Here is a 17,508-nt window from a genome sequence, read left to right on the forward strand (position 1 = left end):
CAATGAAAAAGCAGTTAAAAAGTTCTTTATTTGGGGAAGTCAAGACCATGAATCATGCATTCCGTCAATTTTCAATGGGTGTAGTGGCTATTGCAATTATGCAAGCTGCATCTGCACAAGTGAGTATGACGAATATTGTTCCAATGAGTTTGGCTGATCAAGGTACAGAAATTCGTGTGATGTTTAATGGATTGCCTCCACAACCGCAGGCATATCAATTGGAAAAACCTTCTCGATTGATTTTAGATTTTGATAAAACGCAACAAAATTTGAAACAGGCATCAATACCAGTATCAACTAATGAAGCATCAACAATTGATGTTGCAGCTGATGATCAGCGTTCACGTCTAGTTATTAATTTAAAGGAAGCAGGAGCATTTACGACACGTGTTGAAGGGAACACGTTTATTCTTAAAATAAATGCAGTTCAACCAGTAAACGCTGTTCGTAATGCTACGGTTGTCAGACAACCACAGCAAGGTGTATCAAATATTGGTTTCCAGCGCGGTAAGGATGGCGAGGGGTTGGTTGTTATTGACCTGTTGGGAAATAACACACCTGTCGATGTACAGCAGCAAGGTAGTAAGATTGTGGTGCGAACAATGGGGAACAAAATTCCAACGCATTTAGCTCGTCGTTTAAATACCAACGATTTTGCTACACCTGTCGCAAGTGTAGATGCTTATAATGATAAAGGAAATGGTGTGATCACCATTCAGTCTGCTGGTAGTTATGAATACATGGCTTACCAAGCGGAAAATAAATTAACGATTAGTCTTAAGCGCCCAGAAGATAAATCTTCTCCGAAAGCTAAAGCCCAAGTCTATACTGGGAATAAAATTTCATTAGATTTTCAAGATATTGAGGTGCGTCGAGTTCTGCAGCTGTTGGCTGATTTTACCAGTATAAATATGGTGGCAGCTGATACCGTACAAGGTAATATTACGCTGCGGTTGAAAGATGTGCCTTGGGATCAAGCTTTAGATATTGTTCTTAAGACCAAGAATTTAGATAAACGTCGTAATGGCAATGTAATGTGGATTGCCCCAGTCTCAGAATTAATAAAATCTGAAGAAGAGGAGGCAAAAGCTATTGCACAAAGTATTAAGCTTTCTCCAATACAAACAGAATATATTAAATTGAGTTATGCAAAAGCTGCAGATGTACTCAAATTAATTGAAGAATCTCGTGATGGTAAAGGTGGAACATCAAATAGAACAGCTAACTCTGACTCATTAGCTTTAGAAAGTCTATTAAGTTCTCGTGGCAGTGCTGTGGCAGATACTCGTACAAATACTTTAATCATTAATGATACTGCACTTAATATTGACAAAATTCGAAAATTGATTGATTTGTTAGATGTGTCAGTAAAACAAGTTATGATAGAGGCGCGTATTGTAAGTGCAAGTACCGATTTTACGAAAGAAATGGGTGTTAAATGGGGGATTCTATCGCAAGGTATTACTAGTAATAATGATTTGTTAGTAGGTGGTAGTGATACTACTTTATGGAACTTAAGAAAGCCTACTAAAGATAGTGATACAGGGGGATGGAAATATGAAATTGAACGTCCAGATAATTTGAATGTGGATTTGGGAGCGGTAACGCCAGGTGCTAGCCGAATTGCTTTTGGCTTAATTAGTTTGTCTGACTTTATGTTGGATCTGGAGCTTTCTGCGGTACAGGCTGATGGTTATGGTGAAGTAATTTCAACACCAAAAGTAATGACTGCGGATAAGCAATCAGCAAAAATAGAATCAGGTACAAAAATTCCATATGCTTCTTCAAGTGGTAGTGGTGCAAATGCAGTGCCTAAAACTGAGTTTATCGATGCGACATTAAGTTTGGATGTAACGCCTAGTATTACGCCAGATGGTAAAGTGATGATGAAATTAAGTATCACTAAAGATGCACCAAGCTCACCAACACCTACAGGTCAATTAACAATTAATAAAAATTCAATTGATACCAATGTATTGGTTGATAATGGTGAAACTGTAGTATTAGGCGGAATTTTTGAACAGGAAAACCTTACTAATCAGACCAAAGTGCCTTTCTTGGGAGATTTACCCTATGTTGGGAAATTATTCCGTCGTGATTCAAAAACAGATAAGAAACGTGAACTACTTATTTTTGTGACACCGAGAATTGTTAATGACACTTTGACGAGAAATCATTAATATATTTTGAATAATCGCAATTAATATAGGTGGCGCGTTGCAGGGCAAAGCGTTTGAAACCCTACCAAATATTTATTTGGTAGGGCCAATGGGGGCAGGGAAAACAACAGTTGGTCGACATTTAGCAGAATTGTTGGGGCGTGAATTCATTGATAGTGATCATGAAATTGAGCGTAAAACAGGTGCTACAATCCCTTGGATTTTTGAAAAAGAGGGTGAATCTGGTTTTCGAGCACGTGAAACTAATGTGTTAAATGACCTAACTGCACGTTCTGCCCTTGTTTTGGCGACTGGTGGTGGTGCGGTAACACAATCGGAAAATCGAAAATTTTTAAAACAGCGAGGTATCGTTGTTTATCTATATACTCCTGTAGAGCTTCAGCTACAGCGAACTCATCGCGATAAGAATCGTCCATTGTTGCAAGTAGAAAACCCAGAAAAGAAATTAAGAGATTTGTTAACTGTGCGAGATCCACTTTATCGTGAGGTTGCGCATTTTATTGTTGAAACAAATCAGGGTGCGGCGCGAGATTTAGCGCAAAAAATTCTACAGCTTATTTTATCTAAACAAATTTAGTAATTTTCTTGTTGGTCTAATTTTATGCAAACACTACATGTTGAATTGGGTGATCGTCGCTATCCTATTTTTATTGGAAGTAATTTAAATCCCAGAGATTTGCTAGCGCCATATATTCATGGTCGACAAGTGATGTTGGTTTCCAATACAACCGTCGCACCATTATATTTGCAACATTATGTTGATGGATTGCGCCAGTTAGATAAACAGATTGCACAATGTATTTTACCTGACGGTGAGCAATTTAAAGACATTGAACATTTGAATTTAATTTTTGATGCGCTTTTGGAGTCAGGTTTTAATCGTGATTGCACAGTGCTTGCATTAGGTGGTGGAGTCATTGGTGATATGGCTGGTTTTGCATCAGCTTGTTTCCAGCGCGGAGTGAATTTTATTCAAGTACCAACTACATTATTATCTCAAGTTGATTCAAGTGTGGGTGGGAAGACAGGAATCAATCATCCTTTAGGTAAAAACATGTTGGGTGCGTTTCAGCAACCTCAAGTTGTATTAGCGGATATGGCACAGCTTGATACTTTACCAGACCGTGAACTTTCTGCTGGTTTGGCTGAAGTGATTAAATATGCATTACTAGGCGATGTGGATTTTCTAGTATGGTTAGAACAGAACATGGATGCGCTTGTTGCACGTGATGCGAATTTACTCGCAGAAGCAGTTTATCGCTCATGCGCACATAAAGCTAGAATTGTGGCTAATGATGAAAAAGAGCAGGGTGAGCGTGCACTTCTAAATTTAGGGCATACCTTTGGGCATGCAATCGAATCCTATCTAGGTTATGGGGTATGGTTACATGGTGAAGCGGTTGCAACAGGTATGGTCATGGCGGCAGATTTGTCACACCGTCTAGGTTGGATATCTGCTGAAGATGTTGAGCGTACAAAAAGAATTATTCTACGTGCCCATTTACCGATATCATGTCCACAGATTCCACTCGACGAATTTTTGGCTTATATGTCGCATGATAAAAAAGTACTCAATGGCCAATTACGTTTGGTTTTACTTAAAAAGTTAGGCCAGGCCATCATTACCAAAGATTTTGATGTGGATTTAATGAAGCAAACGATTCTTGCGAACCAATCTTCATAATCAATATATTGAGAAAAATATGCTTATTTCTAGATCAATCTGGCAAAATATTCAACAATACAGCTGGCTCACGCTTGCAATTGTATGCTTGATTGCTGCATTGGTCTTTTGGGGAATTACTGATGGAGATGCTTTGGTTGAGGTAGATCAACCAGCTAAAACTGAAGTTCAAATTCAACCTGAAAAAGTGACTGCAACTGCTCATCTAGGTGCCTTTTCTAATGAGGTGAAGCCGCTAGATTTAACAACCAGAGTTGTTGTTTCTAATGAGCATGCACCAGAATTTCGTGGCACTAAATTTATTAAAGAAAATCAGCAAAAATGGACGATGGAAATTTTTCGTAGTTCAGATGAAGCAATTGTTAAAAATTTTTTGTTGACTCGATTAGATCGGAAAAAGTTTATTTATTTCCGCTTAACTGGGGAGGATCAGGCAGAACAATATGTTCTTGCTTATGGTATGTCACCGAATATGGAGGAAGCAAATCGTCAGTTTGCTCAATTGAATTTGGTACTTCCGCAATCCGTGCAACCTAAAGCCCAGCAATTATCAAAATATGCAGAGTTTGTGAATGATTTAGGGTTTGATGAATTAAAAACAGCGACAAATCAGCTTTATGATATTCAGTTAAAACCCGCAGCGCTACCTAAAGTGGACGAGAGTTTGTTGGCTGCAGGGGCGGTGGTTTCACAAGGCAGTTTGGGTGTTAGTTCAGAAAAGCCAGCAGTTGATCCTGCAATAGCAACTCAGACAACAGTCACACAGCGTGATGCTCAAGGTAACGTGGTAAACGTCAAACAAAGCCAATCTTCAACACAAAACCCTGAAAAATTGAAAGAAAATTCAGATTCTTCTAAACGCGATGTGGTAGATCCATTCAATTAGTATTGCACTAATTTTGAGCATTATTGGCGCTTTTTTAAGGCGAAATGACTTATTTTGGTGCAAAAAAACCTGATAAGATATAGCTTTAGCCTATTATAAATTAAGGTTATTTTAATTTTTTTAATGATTTAGTAAATTTTCAATTAATTGGTATGTTTTTTGCTTCCTTGTGGTGCTAATTTATCTGCTCATTGCACTTTTTCACACTAAACACCCAATTAATTTAGTGAAATGGAAAGTTTTTGTGCTTTACAAACATTGGTGAAGGTGTAATAACTGAAAACACTTTATATGCTTGAGTACGCTGTTTCTTCTTAAAGAAAGGCGTATATTGCAAATCCGCCAGGAAAAATGTTTTTGCGAAGCATTGAACTTTATATGAGTTGATCGGCAATATCGCAGAAAATGAATTGATTGTTTGTTGCTCGAAAGAGCCATGTTGAAAGAAGGGTACGCTATGCACATGCCATCGCCTAATACTGTAGCTCCCGCTCAAGGCTTATATCAGCCTGATGAGTTTAAGGATAACTGTGGTTTTGGTCTGATTGCCCATATGAAGGGTGAATCAAGCCATCATCTGGTCGAAACTGCGATTCACAGTTTAAGTTGCATGACGCACCGTGGTGGTATTGCCGCGGATGGTAAAACGGGAGATGGTTGCGGATTGTTATTGGCAATGCCAAAACAATTTTTCCGTGAAGAAGCTCAGAAGCTAGGCAGTAATCTAACTGAGATTTTTGCTGCAGGCACAGTATTTTTGAATATTGACCCTGCTTTAGCTCAAAATGCAAAGAACATTTTAAATAAAGAAATTGCAGCAGAAGGTTTAACGGTTGCGGCATGGCGTGTTGTACCAACAAATAATGATGCTTTAGGTGAAATTGCATTACAATCACTCCCAGCATTTGAACAAATTTTAGTGAACTGCCCAATGGGTTTGACTGAAGTTGAATTTAACCGCAAGTTATTTTTAGCTCGTCGCCGTGCAGAACAACAATTACAAAACGACCCATTATTCTATGTGACCACACTTGCAACAACTGTTATCACATATAAAGGCTTAATGATGCCAGCAGCAATTGCTGACTTCTATACCGACTTAGCTGATGAACGTCTAAAATCGCATATTGTGGTATTCCATCAGCGTTTCTCAACCAATACTTTGCCACGTTGGCCATTGGCTCAGCCATTCCGTTATCTTGCGCATAATGGTGAAATTAACACCATTACAGCAAACCGTAACTGGGCACTGGCTCGTACGCCAAAGTTTGAAAATCCATTACTGCCAGGTTTAACTGAGTTAAATCCGATTGTAAACCGTACTGGTTCGGATTCATCAAGCCTAGACAATATGCTTGAAATTCTTGTTGGTGGCGGAATGGACTTATTCCGTGCACTTCGTATGTTGGTTCCACCAGCATGGCAGAATGTTGAAACTTTAGATGCTGATCTACGTGCATTCTATGAATTTAACTCTAAGCATATGGAAGCTTGGGATGGTCCAGCAGGTCTTGTGATCCAAGATGGTCGTCACGCGATTTGTATGTTGGATCGTAATGGTTTACGCCCTGCACGTTGGGTGATCACCAAAAATGATTACATCACGCTTGCATCAGAGATTGGTGTATGGGGTTATGAACCAGAAGATGTTGTGTCTAAAGGTCGTGTTGGTCCTGGTCAAATTTTAGTTGTAGATACTTTGACAGGCAAAGTGCTTGATACGAAAGATGTCAGCAATCACCTTAAAAACATGCGTCCGTATCGTGAATGGTTGCGTGACCATGCGATTCGTTTGAAAGCAGATCCTCAGCTTGAAGAACAATTGAGTGATCAGGGTTTAACTGGTGATGCATTAAAAGCGGCTCAAAAAATGTTTATGGTGACATTTGAAGAGCGTGATCAGATTTTGCGTCCAATCGCAGAAAGTGGTCAGGAAGCTGTTGGTTCAATGGGTGATGATACCCCAATGGCAGTCTTGTCTCGTCAAGTTCGCCATGTATCAGACTATTTCCGTCAACAGTTTGCGCAAGTGACTAACCCACCAATCGATCCATTACGTGAATCGATCGTAATGTCATTGGAAACATGTTTGGGTCGTGAGCAAAATGTGTTTGAACAGGGTCCTGAACACGCTGACCGCATCATTATTTCAAGCCCTGTATTGTCACATTCAAAAATGCAGCAGCTTCGTGATGTTGAAAAAGAACGTGCGGGTTATGCTGTTGCTGATATCAATCTGAATTATGCAGAAACCGAAGGTTTACAAGCCGCAGTTGCACGTATTTGTGAAGAAGCTGCACAAGCTGTTCGTGATGGTAAAACTTTAATCGTTTTGACCGATAAAAATATTCGTGAAGGTTTCTTGCCAGCAAACTCAGCATTGGTAACTGGTGCAGTACATCATTACTTAATTCAAGTTGGTTTACGTACTGATGCAAATATTTTGGTTGAGACAGGTTTCGCACGTGATCCACATCAATTTGCAGTACTGCTAGGTTTTGGTGCGACAGCAATTTACCCGTATTTAGCTTATGACGTGATTAATGATTTGGTTGCGAAAGGCGAATTATTGGGTGACCCAATTTATGCGCAAGCAAACTTCCGTAAAGGGATTGAGAAAGGTCTATTAAAAGTTCTTTCTAAAATGGGGATCTCGACAGTTGCTTCTTATCGTGGCGGCCAACTGTTTGAAGCAGTAGGTTTGTCATCTGAAGTCGTGGATAAATGTTTCCTTGGTGTACCAAGTCGTATCCAAGGTGCGACTTTCGCTGATTTAGAAAATGACCAGAAAAAATTGGCAAGCACAGCTTGGTCAAATCGCAAGCCAATTGATCAGGGTGGTTTACTCAAATTCGTATTCGGTAAAGAGTACCATGCGTTCAACCCTGATGTGATTAACTCATTGCATAAAGCGGTTCGTTCAGGTCAATATCAAGACTTTAAAGAATACGCTGAGCTAGTAAATAACCGTCCAGTTGCTACGATTCGTGACTTATTCAAGTTAAAAACAACCGATTCGATTGCGATTGATCAAGTTGAAACGATTGAAGAGATTCTACCTCGTTTTGATTCTGCGGGAATGTCTTTGGGTGCATTATCTCCAGAAGCACATGAAGCAATTGCAATTGCGATGAATACGATTGGTGGTCGTTCGAACTCTGGTGAGGGCGGTGAAGATCCTGCACGTTACGGTACGATTCGTAACTCGAAAATCAAACAGATTGCATCAGGTCGTTTTGGTGTAACTCCTGCGTACTTAACCTCTGCTGAAGTGTTGCAGATTAAAGTGGCACAGGGCGCGAAACCAGGTGAAGGTGGTCAGTTACCAGGTGGTAAAGTGAATGGCTTAATTGCACGTTTACGTTACTCAGTACCGGGTGTGACTTTGATTTCTCCGCCTCCGCATCATGACATTTACTCAATTGAAGATTTGTCACAATTGATCTTTGACTTGAAGCAAGTCAATCCTCATGCGATGGTATCGGTAAAACTAGTATCAGAGCCAGGTGTTGGAACGATTGCGGCTGGTGTGGCAAAAGCATACGCTGACTTTATTACCATTTCAGGTTATGACGGTGGTACAGCAGCATCTCCACTTTCATCGATTCACCATGCGGGCTCGCCTTGGGAACTTGGTTTAAGTGAAGCGCATCAAGCACTTCGTGTCAATGACTTGCGTGGTAAGGTTCGTGTTCAAACGGATGGTGGTTTAAAAACTGGTTTAGACGTGATCAAGGCAGCTATTTTAGGTGCTGAAAGCTTTGGTTTTGGTTCTACGCCAATGATCGCATTAGGTTGTAAATACCTACGTATCTGTCACTTGAATAACTGTGCAACTGGTGTCGCAACACAGCAAGACCATTTACGTCAAGAGCATTATATTGGCGAACCAGAAATGTTGATTAACTTCTTCAAATTTATTGCAGAAGAAACGCGTGAATGGTTAGCTGCTCTAGGTGTTGCATCACTTAAAGATTTGATTGGTCGTGTTGATTTGCTTGAAGTTTTACCAGGTGAAACTGAAAAGCATGCTCATCTTGATCTCAGCGCTTTATTGACTTCACATCCATCTGCTGAAGGTAAAGCTCAGTATTGCCAAGTTCAAGGTAATGCGCCATTTGATAAAGGTGTATTGGCTGAGAAAATGGTTGCTGAAATGCTACCAGCGATTGAAGCAGGTACAGGCGGTTCATTTAATTTCACTGTTGGTAACTGTGATCGTTCAATTGGCGCACGTATTTCAGGTGAGATCGCACGTCGCTACGGCAACTTAGGGATGGAAAACAGCCCAGTTGTGATGAATCTTGTTGGTACAGCTGGTCAGTCACTTGGTGTTTGGAACGCAGGTGGTCTGCATATCAAACTTGAAGGTGATGCGAACGATTACGTTGGTAAAGGCATGGCGGGTGGTCGAGTTTCGATCTTCCCACCAAAAGGTTCACCGTTCCAAACACAAAATACTGCAATCATTGGTAACACTTGTTTGTATGGTGCGACTGGCGGTAAGTTATTTGCTGCGGGTACTGCGGGTGAGCGTTTCGCTGTTCGTAACTCAGGTGCTTTTGCGGTAATAGAAGGTGCTGGCGATCACTGCTGTGAATATATGACAGGTGGTGTGGTAACTGTCTTAGGTAAAGTTGGTCATAACTTTGGTGCGGGTATGACAGGCGGTTTCGCTTATGTACTTGACCTTGATAACGACTTTGTTGACTACTATAACCATGAGTTGATTGACCTAAATCGTATCTCGACTGAGGCGATGGAAGATCATAAAGAAAACCTCCTCCGTATTCTCGATGAACATATTCAAGAGACAGGAAGTGCTTGGGCATACAAAATCCGTAATGAGTTCGACTTCTATAGTCGTAAGTTCTGGCTTGTAAAACCAAAAGCTGCTAATTTGCAATCGCTTTTGAAAACAACCCAAGCCGATCCACAATAATTCCACGACTGCAAAGACATAGGCAGGTGCAGAGGTGAAGGACACCACTGCACCTACCCACGGAGAGAGACATGGCAGAACGCCTCAATAATGACTTTCAATTTCTGGATGTAGCACGCCAAGATCCAGAGAAAAAAGATATTACTGTCCGCAAAGCAGAGTTTGTGGAAATTTATAAACCCTTTACTGCGGAAGTTGCTGCGAATCAAACGCACCGTTGCTTAGGGTGTGGTAACCCGTATTGTGAATGGAAATGCCCAGTACATAACTATATTCCAAACTGGTTAAAGCTGATTGCAGAAGGTCAAATTTTCCAAGCGGCTGAACTTTGCCATCAAACCAATACCTTGCCAGAAGTTTGTGGTCGTGTTTGTCCGCAAGACCGTTTGTGTGAAGGTGCATGTACCTTAAATGACGGCTTTGGTGCAGTCACGATTGGTAATGCAGAAAAATATATTAATGATACAGCGTTCGCTTTGGGCTGGCGTCCAGATATGTCTGGCGTGAAATGGACCAATAAAAAAGTGGCCATAATTGGTGCGGGTCCAGCGGGTTTAGGTTGTGCTGATATTCTTGCCCGTGGCGGTGTGAAACCAGTTGTATTTGATAAACGCCCTGAAATTGGTGGTTTACTTACATTTGGTATTCCAGAATTTAAAATGGAAAAAGATGTCATGAAACGTCGTCGTGAAATCTTCACGGGGATGGGTATCGAATTCCGCTTAAATACTGAAATCGGTGTTGATGTAACGATTGAACAACTCCTTGCTGAATACGATGCCGTATTTATGGGGATGGGAACTTATACCTACATGAAAGGTGGTTTCCCTGGCGAAGATCTTGATGGTGTTTACGATGCCCTAGATTTCTTAATTGCTAACGTCAATCGTTGCCAAGGTTGGGAAAAAGATCCAAGCGAATACATCAGTGTTGATGGTAAGAAAGTGATTGTTCTGGGTGGTGGTGACACTGCAATGGACTGTAACCGTACTTCATTACGCCAAGGTGCGCATGATGTGACATGTGCTTACCGTCGTGACGAAAGCAACATGCCGGGTTCTGCGCGCGAAGTGAAGAATGCCTATGAAGAGGGTGTAAAATTCCTATTCAATCGCCAACCGATCGAGATTGTGGGCGAGAATGGCAAAGTGACTGGTGTTAAAGTGGTGACTACCCAAATGGGTGAGCCTGATAGCCGTGGTCGTCGTAGCCCTGAACCTGTTCCGGGTTCTGAAGAAATTTTACCAGCAGATGCGGTATTACTTGCATTTGGTTTCCGTCCAAGTCCTGCTGATTGGTTTGGTTCTGCAAATGTAAGTTTAGATGGTTCAGGTCGTGTTGTTGCGGCAGAACAACAAGAATTTAAATTCCAAACATCTAATCCAAAAATCTTCGCTGGCGGAGATATGGTGCGTGGTTCTGACCTTGTTGTAACTGCAATTTGGGAAGGCCGCCAAGCAGCAGAAGGTATTTTAGATTATTTAGGTGTCTAATTCATCTTTTTAGTTTGATTGCGATAAAGCCTGCTCAAGCAGGCTTTATTTTTTTTCATCTTATCTTTTTGGTAGTTTTAGCAAATCTTGTAAGCTTTCTGCCCTGTCCCTGATCATTTTTCAGCGTGATTTTCAAAGACCAATTAGGAAATTGTGCATGCAATAAAGATGGCTCTTGTAAATGCAAATTCAGAGAAAATTATTTAAATTGCCTCAAGGCATTGGGGATTACCGTACGACGGTTACAGTTCTCCGATGATTCTATGCAATGATATAAAGATTTCAACAAATAAATGTTACACAGAGAACAAAAAATCACATTACAATGAATTATTGAAAAATATAAAGAAAAACCTGAGGATAAATTTTTATGAAAGTGATCAAACAAACTGCGCTCGCAACTGTATTGGCAAGCACCTTATTGTTCACAGGCTGTGGCTATAACACCTTGCAGGTGAAAGATGAGGCGGTCAATGCTTCCTGGTCTGAAGTACAAAACCAGTATCAACGCCGTGCTGACCTTGTGCCTAATCTTGTCAATGTAGTGAAAGGCTATGCCAAACATGAAGAGCAAGTCCTCACAGAGGTTACGCAAGCTCGTTCCAATGTGGCAGGTTTAAAAGTGGATAAAGAAGTTTTAGAAGACCCAGCACTATTTGAAAAATATCAACAAGCACAAAGTCAATTGACAGGTGCATTATCTCGTTTAATTGCGGTTTCTGAAAATTATCCAGATTTAAAAGCTAATGAACAATTCCGTGATTTGCAAGCACAATTGGAAGGTACAGAAAATCGAATTGCGGTTGCTCGTAATCGCTATATTACGACCGTGCAAGATTACAATTCATATGTGCGTCAGTTCCCACAAGCAATGACAGCAAAAGTGATTGGCATGAAAACCAAAGAGAACTTTAAAGCAGAGCAATCTGCACAACAGGCGCCAACAGTTTCATTTAATTAAGATCTGAAATTGTTCTTGATGGGTTTGGAGTTGCCATATGTTGGAAAAAATTACACAGAAACTTAAGCAGCTTTCGGCTGTTCTCATGATTGTTTTTGTAACACTATTTTTTCAACATACAGTTTGGGCTGAGGTTGCGACTGCAACAGATGAAACTGATTTAGTTGTTGCAGGTAAAATGATTCAGCAGCCACAACAAAATCAATCACAACCAAACACTACAGCACAACAAGCACCTATTTTACCGCAAGTTGCCAATGATATGGCTGAGGGTGAATCCATACGTGGTTTACCGACATTAAATCGGCCCATCATAGATCAAGCCAAAATATTAAGTGAGGCGGAAACACAGCAACTCAATCAAAAAATACTGACGTTGTATCAGCAGGGTAAAGCTCAGATAGGAGTGATTATTGTACCCACCACTGGACAGGAAGCGATTTTTGATTTTGCTTTACGTACAGGTGAAAAATGGCAATTAGGTTCTGCTAAACGTGATAATGGTTTGTTGATGGCAATTGCAGTCAATGATCGCAAAATTCAGATTCTAACAGGTTATGGTCTCGAAGGTGTTTTACCTGATGTGGTTCTTAGCCGCATTATTCGTAATCAGATCACACCCTCTTTTAAACAAGGTCAGTATGCACAAGGAATCTCATCAGGTTTGGATGAAATTAGCCGTATTGTGAACCTTGACCCTGAAATTGCCCAACAGGCTGCCCAAGAGCTTAAGGATCAACATGACCAAGCCTTACACGAGCAGCAAGCGAAAGATAATACGCTAACTATGGCGCTATTTATCCTTATCGCTGGTATTGTCGGTTCATTCATTGTTGGCAATCGTTTAAGTGCCTCCACTGCGGCAGTAGCTGCAACGGTTGCAGGACTAGTCAATGGGGCGGGGCTTGTGATGAGTTTATTACTCGGTATTGGAATTTTTTTTCTACTTATTACTTCATTGGCACAGCTTGTTTTTCAGGCCTTTTTGTCGAGTGGTGGGCGAGGGGGCAGTGGAGGAGGCTTTGGCGGTGGCAGTGGAGGTGGTTATAGTGGCGGCGGTGGCAGCTTTGGCGGGGGAGGAGCATCAGGCTCATGGTAATAAAGACAGATACAACACAGATTATTACCCAGCCTAAGCTGGATGAGCAAGTTCAACCAAGCTTAAAGCGCTGGTTTAAACACTTCCTCTATATATCTTCTATGCATAATTATTTCAATAAAAACGATAGGATACAGATCGCTAAGGCTGTGCAGCATGCTGAAAAAGGTCATGCTGGTGAAATTCAGGTAGTGATAGAAGGACATATTCCATGTTCACAAGCCTATCACCAGAATACACGGCTACGTGCTCAGCAGCTATTTGCTGAATTAGGTGTTTGGGGTACTGAACTCAATAGTGGGGTTTTGCTTTATTTAAATCTGTGTGAGCGCAAAGTTGAGATTGTGATTGATCGGGGACTAAAAAATGCAACACAAGCTGAGACATGGAATGAAATTTGCCAAAATATCATTGTGAACTTAACCCAAAAACAATATTTGCGAGCTGTGACTGGTGGCGTGAATGAAATTGGTCAAATATTGGATCAATACTATGTAAAAACTGATCTGCATGATCAAAATGAATTGCCGAATGAACCCATTATACTGAAGTAGATATAAACTATTGATTTTATTTTTTAAATTTTTTTAAAAATAATATTCTGTATTTTTAATTGTATAGAGAATATTCTCTTTATTCAGATAGACGGATAGCAAAATTTCTATCTTTATAAATTCTTTTTTTTGTGATTTGTTTCGCTCATTTTTAAAACAAGTAGAAAATAATCAAGGTTGAACCTCTACTACGTTAAAGATAAAAAGCGAAAGTTGACATTTTTTGTCATTTTTGTCTTTCGTGTGTCAGGATTGATTTATATATGAACAAAGAGAATATTCTTTAAGTCTCTGTTTTTTTGCGTTAAAATTGGCTAAGCTAAGGATTGGCATAGAACATGCTAAATACAAAGTAGCTTGAAAGGCTTATAAAAATTTATACATTGGAGAAATGTTATGAACACAATGCAGAAGGGCTTCACGCTCATCGAACTCATGATTGTAGTCGCTATTATTGGTATTTTGGCGGCAATTGCGATTCCTGCTTATCAAGATTATACCATCCGCGCCCAAGTAACTGAGGGTGTAAACCTAATGGCGGGTGCGAAAGCAGCAGTGACTGAAACATTTAATGATACAGGTAGCTTCCCTACATCAAACTCCGCTGCTGGCCTACCAAATAAAGTATCAATTAAAGGTTCTTATGTATCTCAAGTTGAAGTTGGTACAGGTGGCGCAATTACTGCAACTTTTGGTAATAAAGCGAACAGTAAAATCACCACTTCGGGTAAGAATACTTGTTCAGTTACCCCAACTGACAACGGCGGTAGTGTTACTTGGAAAGGTACATGTACTTTTGATGAAAAATGGCGTCCAAAAGCGTTCCGTTAATTTTAACTTCGCTTAAAAAGAACCCGACTCGTTCGGGTTCTTTTATATCCTGTCCAACGAATTTATGATATGAAAAAAAAATTACAGAATTTTGGGGTAATGGGTTCAATTGTATTATTGGGCTTGGGTTTTATTGTTACGTTTTTTTATATCTACCTGCAAGCTATGGGGCTAACTTGGCAGTTTGATGATTATATCAACTTAAAAGACTTGTCCAATGCTAGTTCGCTGCAAGGTTTAAATAATTTTATTTTTGGCGGTGTGGCCGGCCCAACAGGTCGCCCTATTTCCTTACTTACTTTTTTGGCTAATTATAATGACTGGATGAACAATCATCCATGGGGTTTCGTTGAAACCACACTGATTTGGCATCTACTCAATACCTGCTTAGTGTTTTTATTGGTCTTTAATATCGCAAAACTACAAATTAATAATATTAAACAAAGTTATCTATTTGCAGCGATGGTCGCTATGATCTGGGCTATTTTGCCAATTCACGCCAGTGCCAATCTGATTCCCATCCAACGCATGACCCATATTTCTGCATTTTTTATGCTAAGCACATTGCTAGGCTATGTGTATTTTAGAACACATCTTTCGAGCAAACAGTCACCCATTTTAAATTTGATACTCGTCATCGGCTGGGTCGTCATTGGGACGATTTTGGCTGTGTATTCCAAAGAAAATGGTGCAGTTGTTGTCACAATGCTCGCACTACTAGAGCTTTTTTTCTTAAAACGTATCACTCACCCTGCTTATCCTAAACTTTGGAAATTCGGTATTTATTTGGCACTTTTGATCGTTCCTCTTTTCATGTTGCTTTATTTAGTCAAAAATTGGGCGGGAATTAATCACAATTTTGAGTTCTATCGAGACCGTAGTTTAGCTGATCATCTAGCAACACAAATCATCATTTTGTGTGAATATTTAAAACAAATCATCCTTCCAAGAGCTGCATTATTAGGACCTTTTCATGATGGGCATACCGTTTATCATTGGACAATGTGGCAACCTTATGTCGCTTTGATAGCGTGGCTGGTTGCCATTTTTGTGGGCTGGAAATACAAAGCTTACACATTAGGCAAATTTCTATTATTTGCTTTGCTTTGGTATTTTGCAGCGCATCAAATTGAATCCAGCATTATTCCCCTTGAATTATATTTTGAGCACCGTAATTATTTAGCCAGTTTGGGTTGGGTGGTTTTAATCGCAGTACTATTTGCTGAGATATATAGGAAATATCAAGGGCTTAGTCCTTGGCACATATTAGGCGGTATTTATATTTTATATTTATTATTTAATTTACAACAAATTACATCATTATGGGGGAAACCTTTATTGGCTGCTGAAATGTGGAGCACCTATCAACCAGACTCACCTAGAGCAGCACAAATGTTGGCGGCTCAGTACAAACAAGAAGGTTTTAGAGAGGCATCTATTGAGGTACTAAATGATTTTGCTCAATTACATCCAAAAAACATTTCTTTAGAAATGCAAGTTTTATCCGAAACTTGTGAAAAAAACTCATCTCAGCAAAATATTAATCAATTAAACTCACTCAAAAAAAATGTAGCTAAAATTTCACTACCTGCAGACATCACGGTAAATATTGCTAGTTTAGGGGATAATATTCGACAAAAGAAATGTGCAGGAGTGACACTAAAAAATTATCTTAATTTTTTAATGGTAGCAGCACAAGTTCCCAAAATTAAACAAAATGCGAATGTCATGCATCATGTTAATTATGAAACTGCTCTAACCTATCAAGAAATGGATAACACTGAAGCTTATTTAACCTATGCAACCCGAGCTTTCTACAATTATCCAAGTTTAAGTATCGCAGAAAAAATTGCGCTGACTTATTTTGAGCAAGCAAATAATGAAAAAACATTAACATGGATAAAAGAAGCACTACAATATGCACCTTCAAATGCGAATGGTGATGCATGGCGTAAAAGTTTAAATAGTTTTGCTGCAACGATCGAATCGATTGAACGCCAGCGAATGGACCGTACACAATATGCGAAATAAGATTAGCATCATCCTTCCCGCCAAAAATGAATCTGCTGCAATTGGTCAAACCCTTGCACAGATTCAACAATTACAGCTTGCTCATGAAATTATTGTGGTGAATGATGGTTCTACAGACCAAACCAAACAAGTCGCAGAAACTGCTGGTGCTAAAGTAGTCACTCATCCTTACTCAAAAGGCAATGGTGCAGCCATTAAAACAGGGGCACGTACTGCAACAGGTGACATCATTGTATTTATGGATGCAGATGGGCAGCATGATCCGCAAGATATCCCTCGCTTGATTGAGAAAATTGAACGAGGCTATGATTTGGTGGTAGGTGCAAGACAAAAAGGCTCACAAGCCAGTGTTGGCCGTGGTATTGCAAATGCACTTTACAACAACCTTGCAACGTATATGACTGAACAAAAAGTAGAAGACCTCACCTCGGGTTTTCGTGCAGTTAGAGCAGACAAATTCCGTGAATTTTTATATTTACTGCCTAATGGTTTTTCTTATCCAACGACCAGTACCATGGCATTTTTCCGTGCAGGTTACTCCGTGACTTATGTTCCAATACACGCAGCAAAACGCATAGGTAAAAGTCATATTCAACCGCTGAAAGATGGAGTACGCTTCTTTTTAATTATTTTTAAAATTGCCACGCTATTCTCACCTTTAAAAATGTTTCTTCCAATCGCGATTCTCCTATTTATGATTGGAACAGGCTGGTATGGCTATACTTTGTGGGATGCAGGTCGTTTTACCAATATGAGTGCACTACTTTATACAGGCAGTATTATGATTTTTTTAATGGGTTTAATTTCAGAGCAGATAACTGCTTTAATGTATAAAGAGAAGTAAAGA

Annotated in this window: 12 protein-coding genes; all 12 read left to right on the plus strand. The window is 39.9% G+C overall.

From position 1 onward, the window contains the following. Positions 1-2: 2 nt before the first annotated feature. The 12 genes from pilQ to HYG88_RS02460 all read left to right on the plus strand — a co-directional run bounded on the left by pilQ (position 3) and on the right by HYG88_RS02460 (position 17,505). Positions 3-2,180, plus strand: a complete 2,178-nt coding sequence (gene pilQ, locus HYG88_RS02405) for a type IV pilus secretin PilQ family protein (RefSeq protein WP_178882505.1) — start codon at positions 3-5, stop codon at positions 2,178-2,180. Positions 2,181-2,190: 10 nt separating this feature from the next. Next, the gene (aroK, locus tag HYG88_RS02410) at positions 2,191-2,757 is read left to right on the plus strand and encodes a shikimate kinase AroK (RefSeq protein ID WP_087535970.1); all 567 of its coding nucleotides are present in this window, start codon (positions 2,191-2,193) and stop codon (positions 2,755-2,757) included. Between the two features lie 24 nt (positions 2,758-2,781). Next, positions 2,782-3,864, plus strand: coding sequence for a 3-dehydroquinate synthase (aroB, locus tag HYG88_RS02415; RefSeq protein ID WP_178882506.1), 1,083 nt, complete (start codon positions 2,782-2,784; stop codon positions 3,862-3,864). Positions 3,865-3,883: 19 nt separating this feature from the next. After that, positions 3,884-4,750, plus strand: a complete 867-nt coding sequence (locus tag HYG88_RS02420; RefSeq protein ID WP_178882507.1) for a hypothetical protein — start codon at positions 3,884-3,886, stop codon at positions 4,748-4,750. Between the two features lie 463 nt (positions 4,751-5,213). Beyond that, positions 5,214-9,692, plus strand: coding sequence for a glutamate synthase large subunit (gene gltB, locus HYG88_RS02425; protein WP_178882508.1), 4,479 nt, complete (start codon positions 5,214-5,216; stop codon positions 9,690-9,692). Positions 9,693-9,763: 71 nt separating this feature from the next. Next, on the plus strand, positions 9,764-11,185 hold the full coding sequence (locus tag HYG88_RS02430; RefSeq protein ID WP_087535974.1) for an FAD-dependent oxidoreductase: 1,422 nt from the start codon (positions 9,764-9,766) through the stop codon (positions 11,183-11,185). Between the two features lie 370 nt (positions 11,186-11,555). Beyond that, positions 11,556-12,146, plus strand: coding sequence for a LemA family protein (locus HYG88_RS02435; protein WP_178882509.1), 591 nt, complete (start codon positions 11,556-11,558; stop codon positions 12,144-12,146). Positions 12,147-12,231: 85 nt separating this feature from the next. Next, a complete protein-coding gene (locus HYG88_RS02440) occupies positions 12,232-13,245 on the plus strand; it encodes a YgcG family protein (protein ID WP_372616324.1) in 1,014 nt (337 codons plus the stop codon). Next, positions 13,239-13,799, plus strand: a complete 561-nt coding sequence (locus HYG88_RS02445; RefSeq protein WP_178882511.1) for a TPM domain-containing protein — start codon at positions 13,239-13,241, stop codon at positions 13,797-13,799. The genes HYG88_RS02440 and HYG88_RS02445 overlap by 7 nt, the downstream gene beginning before the upstream one ends. Before the next feature lie 405 nt (positions 13,800-14,204). After that, positions 14,205-14,630: a pilin gene (locus HYG88_RS02450; protein WP_178882536.1), complete on the plus strand. Its 426-nt coding sequence runs from the start codon at positions 14,205-14,207 to the stop codon at positions 14,628-14,630. A gap of 69 nt (positions 14,631-14,699) precedes the next feature. Beyond that, positions 14,700-16,661: a hypothetical protein gene (locus HYG88_RS02455; RefSeq protein ID WP_178882512.1), complete on the plus strand. Its 1,962-nt coding sequence runs from the start codon at positions 14,700-14,702 to the stop codon at positions 16,659-16,661. Continuing rightward, entirely contained in the window at positions 16,651-17,505 is an 855-nt protein-coding gene (locus tag HYG88_RS02460) for a glycosyltransferase family 2 protein (RefSeq protein ID WP_178882513.1), read from the plus strand. The genes HYG88_RS02455 and HYG88_RS02460 overlap by 11 nt, the downstream gene beginning before the upstream one ends. The last annotated feature ends 3 nt before the right edge of the window (positions 17,506-17,508 follow it).

This window comes from Acinetobacter sp. SwsAc4 (assembly GCF_013391535.1).
Taxonomy (GTDB): Bacteria; Pseudomonadota; Gammaproteobacteria; order Pseudomonadales; family Moraxellaceae; genus Acinetobacter.

Excerpts from the sequence above, each read along its gene's own strand:
- pilQ (WP_178882505.1), top strand. The coding sequence starts at position 3 with ATGAAAAAGCAGTTAAAAAGTTCTTTATTTGGGGAAGTCAAGACCATG.
- aroB (WP_178882506.1), top strand. The coding sequence starts at position 2,782 with ATGCAAACACTACATGTTGAATTGGGTGATCGTCGCTATCCTATTTTT.
- HYG88_RS02420 (WP_178882507.1), top strand. The coding sequence starts at position 3,884 with ATGCTTATTTCTAGATCAATCTGGCAAAATATTCAACAATACAGCTGG.
- gltB (WP_178882508.1), top strand. The coding sequence starts at position 5,214 with ATGCCATCGCCTAATACTGTAGCTCCCGCTCAAGGCTTATATCAGCCT.
- HYG88_RS02430 (WP_087535974.1), top strand. The coding sequence starts at position 9,764 with ATGGCAGAACGCCTCAATAATGACTTTCAATTTCTGGATGTAGCACGC.
- HYG88_RS02435 (WP_178882509.1), top strand. The coding sequence starts at position 11,556 with ATGAAAGTGATCAAACAAACTGCGCTCGCAACTGTATTGGCAAGCACC.
- HYG88_RS02440 (WP_372616324.1), top strand. The coding sequence starts at position 12,232 with ATGATTGTTTTTGTAACACTATTTTTTCAACATACAGTTTGGGCTGAG.
- HYG88_RS02445 (WP_178882511.1), top strand. The coding sequence starts at position 13,239 with ATGGTAATAAAGACAGATACAACACAGATTATTACCCAGCCTAAGCTG.
- HYG88_RS02450 (WP_178882536.1), top strand. The coding sequence starts at position 14,205 with ATGCAGAAGGGCTTCACGCTCATCGAACTCATGATTGTAGTCGCTATT.
- HYG88_RS02455 (WP_178882512.1), top strand. The coding sequence starts at position 14,700 with ATGAAAAAAAAATTACAGAATTTTGGGGTAATGGGTTCAATTGTATTA.
- HYG88_RS02460 (WP_178882513.1), top strand. The coding sequence starts at position 16,651 with ATGCGAAATAAGATTAGCATCATCCTTCCCGCCAAAAATGAATCTGCT.